The following is a 7,761-nucleotide window of genomic DNA, read 5'->3' as shown; positions in this document are numbered from 1 at the left end:
CCGGACGCCGCCCGTTCTCTAAAGGCCGCCGGATTGACTCCCGCGCCGGACGCGGCGCCCTCGCTTTGTTGAGCGCCTGCGCAGCGGCGTCGGCGAAAGGGAGGGTCGGCGGTTCGCCGGCCCTCGCTCGTCTCACTTGAACTTGTCCATGTTGGCCTTGGTGACTAGGGCCGCGCCCGAGTCGATCAGCGACTCCACTTTGTCTCCCTTGATGGCCCTTACGAGCGCGTCCACGCCGAGTTCCGCCATCTTCGCCGGGAACTGCGCCACGGAGGCGTCCTCGATGCCGGCGGCCATGGCTTCCGCCTCGCCGCAGCAGAAGTCGAAACCGACCAGAATGACGCGGTGATCGAGCTTGGCGTTCTTGATCGCCTGGGCCGCGCCCGCGGCGGGCGGACCGCAGGCGGAGTAGATCGACACGAGATGCGGGTTCGCGGTCAGCATATCCTGAGCGACGTTGATCCCTTTCTCTTCTTGACAGTCGGTTTCGCCCTTGCCCACGATCTTGACGTTCACGCCTTTCAAGCCTTCGAGCATGCCGTTCACGCGATCATCGAGAGCGGGCACGCCCGGCACGCCTTCGAGAATGCCAAGCGTGTCGCCGTCCTTCAGCGCCGATTTGAGGTAGGCTCCGGCGATCTTGCCAGCTTCGAGATTGTTCGTGGTCGCAAGCGCGGTCTGGCCTTTCCAGTTGGGAATCTTGTTGTCCATAAGAACGACCTTGACGCCCTGGGCGACCGCCTTGTCCAGCGTTGTCGCCACCGTGGGATCGACCGGCGTAATGGCGATGCCCTGCACGCCTTTGGTCACCATGGACTCGATGAGCGCGATCTGTCCTTCGATGTCAGTGGCCGAAGCACCCTGGCCGTAGATGATCTCTACGCCGGGATGCGCCGCCGCATAGGCCTTGGCGGCGTTTTCCATGGTCGCGAAGAACGGCACCGGGAACTTTGTAATGAAGCCGAGCTTGATTGGCTGGTCCGCCGGGGCGGGCCCGGCGATCGCCGCGGCGAGCGCGATGCCGCCAAGCAGCGCTGTCATTCTCATGTTGGTTCCTCCCTTGCTTCGAAGAGGCCGCTCCGGGGCGGAGCGACGTTCGCTTTCACCGCTGTTTGATGCGGCGAAACCTGATTAAGCTTCCGCCCCCACAATCAGGGCGACGAGTTCCTTCTGGTTCGTGCGGTCCGGCTTCAGCTCCCCGACCTTGCGCCCCTGGCGCAGGACGATGGCGCGGTCGGCGAGCTCGACCACATGCTCAATGTTGTGGGTAATGAGAATGACGGAGCTCCCTTCCGTGCGGAGCTGCGCGATCAGGTCGAGGACCTTACGCGACTCGCGCACCCCCAGCGCGGCGGTCGGTTCGTCGAGGATCACGACCTTGCGCGCGAACACACTCGCGCGCGCGACCGCGATGGCCTGGCGTTGACCCCCCGACATGAGCGCAACTGGCGCATCGAGATTCGGAAGTTTGACCCTCAGTCGCTCGAGAATTGCGGCCGCCTCGCGATCCATCGTGCGACCGCTCAAGAATCGGAGTCCCCGAGGCAACCAGGCTGGGAATGCGATCTCACGACCGCAGTAGAAGTTCTGGGACGCGGTCAGATTGTCGAACAGCGCGAGGTCCTGATAAACCGTCTCGATTCCGGCGCGGCGCGCCGCCGCCGGGGAGTGGATCGGAACGGCCGCGCCGTCGAGAAGGATCTCGCCCGCATCGAGCGCGTAGACGCCGCTGATGCATTTGACGAGCGTCGATTTGCCTGCCCCGTTGTCGCCTAGCAAGGCGAGAACTTCGCTGCCGAACGCCTCGAGGCTCACGCCATTGAGAGCCTGCACCGCGCCAAATCGCTTCTCGGCCTGACGCACGGAGAGAACCGGGGCGATCGAGGCCGGATTCATTGGGACCTCGCCGCCTGAATCGACCGCGCCCGAGCCTCCAGGCGGCTGCGCAGCACGTCGGCTTCCACAGCCACGACAATCATGAGGCCGATCGCAATCATCTGGAAGAAGACGTCGACGCTGAGCAGATTGAGCGCATTGCGGATGACGCCGATCATCACCGCACCGACGAGCGCGTGGCCAATGTGCCCGCGCCCGCCGAGAAAGCTCGCCCCGCCGATGATGACGGCGGCTATGGTGTCCAGTTCGAGCAGATTGCCGTACAGCGGCGAGCTTGCGCCCGTGCGGCCTGCGAGAACGACCGCTCCTATACCAGCGCAAAATCCTGAGAGGACGTAGGTCGAAACCAATACGCCCTTGACTGGCATGCCCATCTCGAGCGCTGCTTCCGCGTTGCCCCCGACGGCATAGATCCAGCGGCCCCAAACCATCGCCTTGGTCATTATGAGCGCCGCGAGCGCGACCGCCAGCACGACGAAGAAGGAGTTCGGCACGCCGAAGGTTTCCGAGCCGCCAAGCGTGGAAATCCAGTTGGGCATTCCCCGCATCGTGGTGTGGCCGACTGCGAGCTCGAGCGCGAGACCGCGACAGATGCTCAGCGTTGCGAGCGTGATGATGAAGGGGTGCGGCAAGCGGCCATAGACGAAGACAACCCCGTTGATTGCACCGACGAGCGTGGCGGAGGCCAACATCGCTAGCGCCACGAGCAGCGCGGAATCATGGCTGCGAAACACCAGGCCGCCGATCACGGTTGCGAGCGCGAGATTTGCGCCGACCGAAAGGTCGATGCCTCGGGTCAGGATAACCAGCTGCTGTCCAATCGCCACGATGGCGATCACCGCTGTCTGCGCGAGAATGTTGCCGATATTGACCGGCTTGAGAAAATTGGGGGTCAGTTGGCTGATCGCCGCGGCTAATAGAATGAGGATCAGCACCGGACCGAAGCTCAGCAGTCGGAGGGCCAGCGAAACAGCCGGTCCCCCGCTCGTGCGATCGCGCAGTGTCGAAATCTGAGCCGCTCCTTGACGATTGCTCACCGCTCCCCTCATGGGTCGCCGTCTAGATGTCTCTTATGGACAAAAGACCAACTATCGCGCAGTCCGTCAACTGTTTTTTATGGGGAAAAGCCAACATCCAACAAAATGTCAGTTTCTGCGGGCCGCAAAGCCAAGCGCCGCGACGATAATTGCGCCCTTGGCCATGAGCTGAATGTCGATCGGCACGTTGAGAATATTCATGCCGTCGTTGACGACGCCGAGGAAGAACACGCCGAGCAGAGTGCGCGGTATCGAGCCGTTCCCTCCCATGATGCTGGTTCCGCCCAGCACAACGGCGGCGATGACGTCGAGCTCCGTGCCAAAAGGCCCATAGGTCGCCAGCGCCGTATGCACCTGGGACGACTGGATGATTCCAGCCAGCGCCGCTCCAAGACCAGAAATGACGTAGACGAGCGTCTTGGTCCCACGGGTGCGATGTCCGCTTAGATAGGCGGCGCGTTCGTTGTCGCCGATCGCGGCGACCAGGAGACCGAGCGGCGTGCGCCGCTGGACGAAGATCATGACGAGCGCCACGAGCACGAAGATGTACACCGGGACGGGCAGGCCGAAGAGATTGCCGGCGCCGATGAAACTGTATTCGGGCTGCTCGCGGATGAGATGCTGCCCCGGCCCGCCGAGGATCAGCGCCGACCCGCGCGCGATGCTCAGCATCGCGAGCGTGACGATGATCGGCGGCAGCTCGAGGAAGGCGATCGTCGCGCCGTTCGCCAGGCCCACCAGCGCGCCGATTGAAAGCCCCGCGAGAATGACAAGCGCGAGCGGCAGGCCGGCCTCGAGCGCATAGTAGGAGACGAGACCGGCGGCGGCGAGCACCGGCCCGACCGACAGGTCCACACCGCCCGTCATGATGACGAAGGTGGTGCAGGTTGCCATGATCCCGACGAGGGCGACCTGCTGCACAATTCCGATGAGATTGTCGGGACCGATGAACGCGGGCTGCGCCGCCGAAAAGACGATCACGATCGCCAGGATCGCGATCGGCAGCGCGTTCGATGCGATCCACCCCCTAAAGTGAGACGGGGTGACGGCGCTGCCGGCGCTCATGCCGCGCCCATTCCGATCTCGCGCACAATCTCGTCCATCCGAACGGCGTCCGCATCGTGCACGGCGACGAGCCGCCCGGAGACCATCACGCCGATCCGATCGGCCACGGTCATGACCTCTTCGAGGTCGGAGGACACGACGAGCACGGCTGCGCCTCGGTCGCGCTCGCGCCTCAGAATCGCATAAATTTCCGCCTTGGCCCCCACGTCGACGCCGACCGTGGGCTCGTCGAGAATGAGAATGCGCGGGGCGCGAACGAGCCATTTGCAGACCAGCACCTTCTGCTGATTGCCGCCCGAGAGCAGATTGATCGGCCGCGTTCCATCGGGAGGTTGAATCGATAGGCTCGATATCGCGCGCCGGCCAGCTTCGGCCATGCGGGCGCGGCGCAGGAGCAGCCCATTGCGGAAGCGGTCCAGCGTCGCCATGACCAGATTCTCGGTGATAGTCATGTCCAGCATGAGGCCTTCGCGGCGGCGATCCTCGGGAACAAAGCCGATTCCCCGCGCAATCGCGCGCGAGGGGGAGGAGAATGCCGCCGGCCGGCCGTCGACCTCAAGCGCGCCGCTGTCGAAGCTGTCAGAGCCGAACAGGGTCCGCACCAACTCGGTCCGCTTGGACCCGATCAGCCCGGTGACGCACAGGATCTCGCCCGCGTAAAGATCGAAGCTTACATCTTTGAAGACGCCGCGCTTACTGAGATTGCGCGCGCTCAACCGGATTTCGCCCGAACCGCGAGCGCGCCGCCTCTGTTGCGCGGCCTGCTCGGATTCGCGCGCGAGCTTCTCGCCCACCATAAGGTGTACGACCCGCGGACGGTCTATGTCGGCGACAGCGCTTTCGGCCACCACTTGGCCGTCGCGCATGACCGTCACCGTGTCGCAGACGGCGAAAATCTCGTCGAGGACGTGGCTGATGTAGACAATGCCGACCCCGCGCGCCTTAAGTATGCGAATGGTCGCTTGGAGCCTGGCGACCTCCGAGGCGGCGAGCCAGGCGGTTGGCTCGTCCATGAGGATCACGCGCGCATCAAGCGCGAGCGCCTTCATGATCTCGACCTCTTTCTGCTTCACCGTCGGTAGGCTGCCGACCGCGGCGTCGAGGTCGAGCACGAGGCCGTGGCGTTCGAGGAGGGCGAGAGCCTCGCGGCGCTGGCGTGCGCCGTCGACGAAGCCGAGACGGCGCGTCGGCTGCCGGCCGAGAAAGATGTTGTCGAGCACCGACATCGCCGGCGCGAGATTGGCGTGCTGGTAGATGCAGGCGACTCCGCGGCGGATCATTTCCTTGGGGTCGCCGAGCGGCGCCGTTTCGCCCGCGATTTCGACTGCGCCGCGCGTCGGCGCGACGGCGCCGGTGAGAATCTTGACGAGTGTCGATTTGCCCGCGCCGTTGGATCCGACCAATCCACGCGCCTCGCCAGCGGTCACCGCTAGACTCGCCTCTCTCAAAGCGACCAGATGGCCATAGACCTTGGTCAAGGAAATACCGCGAATAAGAGGCGTCTCGGCCATGTCAGGCGGCTTCGGCAAGGTTGGCGGCAAGGCGGCGCTGCCGCCTCAGCGCCAAAAGACGGTCGTAGCCGACGGCCGCAAGCAGAATAACCCCGGTCAGGACCTGCTGGACGAACTGCGGCACACCCATCAGCGTCAGCCCAAGCAGCACAGCTCCGAGGAGAAAGGCCCCGAGGGCCGGGCCGAACATGGAGCCGACGCCACCGCTGAGACTTACCCCGCCAATGACCGCCGCCGCGATGGCGGTGAGCTCCATGCCGGTCCCCAGCGCCTCCGTTGAAGTCGTGAAACGCGCCACCATGATCAGCGCCGCGACGGCTGCGCAAAAGCCGGCCATCGCGTAGGCCGCGACGACAGTCCTGCCGGTGCTAATTCCGGCCAGGCGCGCGGCCTCGAGGTTGCCTCCCACAGCGTAGAGATCGCACCCGAATCGCGTCTTCAGCAATAGGGTCTGGAAGACTGCGAGCAGCGCCAACATGATGAAAAAGGAAAACGGAAACCACGGCAAGGCGACGAGACTGGAGAGTCCTAGCCAGCCGCCGACGTCGAAATAGCTCTCGATGCCGGTGATCCATCGGTCGGTGATCGGCGTGGTGGTGAGCCCGGGCACGAGCTGGCGGCCGGAGATCGCGTAGATGAAGCCGCGGTAGGCGGCGAGCGTGGCGAGCGTGGCGATGAACGGCTGCAGCCTGAGCAAGACAATCAGGACGCCGTTGACGACACCCGCCAGCGTCCCGACGGCGATCGCGGCGGGAACGAGCAGGTAGCCTGGCGCGTGCAGGATCTGCGCCAAGTCGAACACGACCATGCCCACGACTCCGACGATGGCGCCGATCGAGAGATCGATGCCGCGCACCAGAATCGGAAACGCCTGTCCCATGGCGAGGATGGCCGCGAACGAGAATCCCGACATGAGGTTCTCGGCGTTCGTCGCGGTGGCGAAGCGGGGCGCGATCACGCCGAAAACAGCGACGGTCGCCACAAAGAACAAAATGAGCGCTGCGGTCGCGGGGCGGAGCGTCACGGGACGGAGGCTCGTCACGAGAGGTCGGGCCGCGCCGCGGCGCGCCACGGCCCGCAGCGCCGCAGAGGGCTACCAGCGCTGAGACGGCTGAATCGAGGCCACATTCTTCTTGGTCGTGATGACATAGGGCATCAGGAGATGCGCCTGATGGGCGAACGCCGTCGCCGGGACACCGCCGGTCGTCAGCACCGTCGCCGCGGCCGCGGCAAGGCGTCCTTGTTGGTAAACGTCGGTATATTGCGTGCCTGTGAGTTCGCCAGCCTCAATCGACTCAAGGGCTGCGACCTCGCCGTCGTTGCCGAAGACGACGAGCTTGCCGATTAGACCCTTCTCCTTGGCGACATCGACCGCGCCGAGCGCCATCGAGTCATTGACGCCATAGACGCCGCCGAGATCGGAATGGGCGGCAAGGATCGTGCGGAGCACATCCTGGGCCTTCTTGCGGTCCCAATCGGCCACCTGGTCGGCAACGACCTCGATCTGCGGATGGTCCTTCTTCAGTCCGTCGACGAAACCGCTGGTGCGCTGATCGCGGATAATGATGCCTGGCGGAGCGTTGAGAATCGCGACCTTGCCTTTGCCTTGCATGGCCTCGCCCATTGTCCTGGCGATGTCCATTGCGCCGTAGTAGTGGTTCATCTCGACGTGCGCGGCATGCGCCTCGGTGGCGTCGATGTTGAGGGTGATGACCGCAATGCCGGCGCGCTTGGCCTTGGCGATCGACGGTGCAAGCGCGACAGAGTCGATAGGCTGCAGGAAGATGATCGAGGTCCCCTTGCTGATCAGGGCGTCCATGAGACTGGCTTGCACCTCGACCTTGTTTTGACCGTCGAGCAGTTCGTAGTCGATGACCTGCTGCGGCTTTAGGACCTCCTCGATTCCCTTGGACCAAGCGGCAGGAACCGTGTGCGGCTGCCATTGAATGAACGCCATCTTGTAACGCGTGCCTTGAGCGCGGGCGCGGGAGACGCCCAACCCGTCGCTGTCGAAGTTCCCGAGCAGCGCGCTTCCTGCGCTCGTCAGGGCAGCGGAGCCGAGCGCCACGCTCTTGAGAAAATCCCGGCGTCCCTTCGCGGTCGCTTCGCTGTCGATCATGGCGATTCCTCCCTTGGTGATCGTCTTTGGTCGCCGCTGACGGAAGTTGGCCGCAGTCTCTTTACAGCCGCAGCACGTCCGCGATGAATGTGTATTGCTCGAACCGTTTCTTCTCCATAAAAGACCACTTGCG

General features: G+C 64.3%; 7 protein-coding genes. All 7 read right to left on the bottom strand.

Features of this window, described 5'->3' with window-relative positions; translation table 11 throughout:
* Nucleotides 1-132: 132 nt before the first annotated feature.
* The 7 genes from ACLP25_RS13330 to ACLP25_RS13300 all read right to left on the bottom strand — a co-directional run bounded on the left by ACLP25_RS13330 (nucleotide 133) and on the right by ACLP25_RS13300 (nucleotide 7,628).
* Complete coding sequence (locus ACLP25_RS13330; protein ID WP_442469673.1) at nucleotides 133-1,047, bottom strand: sugar ABC transporter substrate-binding protein; 915 nt, start codon at nucleotides 1,045-1,047, stop codon at nucleotides 133-135.
* Nucleotides 1,048-1,131: 84 nt separating this feature from the next.
* On the bottom strand, nucleotides 1,132-1,896 hold the full coding sequence (locus ACLP25_RS13325) for an ATP-binding cassette domain-containing protein (RefSeq protein WP_442469672.1): 765 nt from the start codon (nucleotides 1,894-1,896) through the stop codon (nucleotides 1,132-1,134).
* Nucleotides 1,893-2,828: an ABC transporter permease gene (locus ACLP25_RS13320; protein WP_442469674.1), complete on the bottom strand. Its 936-nt coding sequence runs from the start codon at nucleotides 2,826-2,828 to the stop codon at nucleotides 1,893-1,895. The genes ACLP25_RS13325 and ACLP25_RS13320 overlap by 4 nt, the downstream gene beginning before the upstream one ends.
* A 213-nt stretch (nucleotides 2,829-3,041) precedes the next feature.
* Nucleotides 3,042-3,998 (bottom strand): ABC transporter permease, encoded by a 957-nt coding sequence (locus tag ACLP25_RS13315; RefSeq protein ID WP_442469671.1) that lies wholly within the window; start codon nucleotides 3,996-3,998, stop codon nucleotides 3,042-3,044.
* Nucleotides 3,995-5,476, bottom strand: coding sequence for a sugar ABC transporter ATP-binding protein (locus tag ACLP25_RS13310; RefSeq protein WP_442469670.1), 1,482 nt, complete (start codon nucleotides 5,474-5,476; stop codon nucleotides 3,995-3,997). The genes ACLP25_RS13315 and ACLP25_RS13310 overlap by 4 nt, the downstream gene beginning before the upstream one ends.
* Nucleotides 5,477-5,510: 34 nt before the next feature.
* Entirely contained in the window at nucleotides 5,511-6,533 is a 1,023-nt protein-coding gene (locus ACLP25_RS13305; RefSeq protein WP_442469669.1) for an ABC transporter permease, read from the bottom strand.
* Between the two features lie 69 nt (nucleotides 6,534-6,602).
* A complete protein-coding gene (locus ACLP25_RS13300; protein WP_442469668.1) occupies nucleotides 6,603-7,628 on the bottom strand; it encodes a sugar ABC transporter substrate-binding protein in 1,026 nt (341 codons plus the stop codon).
* Nucleotides 7,629-7,761: the final 133 nt, after the last annotated feature.

It is taken from the genome of Roseiarcus sp. (assembly GCF_052145395.1).
Taxonomy (GTDB): Bacteria; Pseudomonadota; Alphaproteobacteria; order Rhizobiales; family Beijerinckiaceae; genus Roseiarcus.
Note: the sequence above shows the minus strand (reverse complement) of the source record. Positions and strands in the feature narration are given on the sequence as shown.

What these genes read in the sequence shown, in the direction of transcription:
- ACLP25_RS13300 (WP_442469668.1), bottom strand. Translation starts at nt 7,628, where the DNA reads ATGATCGACAGCGAAGCGACCGCGAAGGGACGCCGGGATTTTCTCAAG.
- ACLP25_RS13315 (WP_442469671.1), bottom strand. Translation starts at nt 3,998, where the DNA reads ATGAGCGCCGGCAGCGCCGTCACCCCGTCTCACTTTAGGGGGTGGATC.
- ACLP25_RS13325 (WP_442469672.1), bottom strand. Translation starts at nt 1,896, where the DNA reads ATGAATCCGGCCTCGATCGCCCCGGTTCTCTCCGTGCGTCAGGCCGAG.
- ACLP25_RS13330 (WP_442469673.1), bottom strand. Translation starts at nt 1,047, where the DNA reads ATGAGAATGACAGCGCTGCTTGGCGGCATCGCGCTCGCCGCGGCGATC.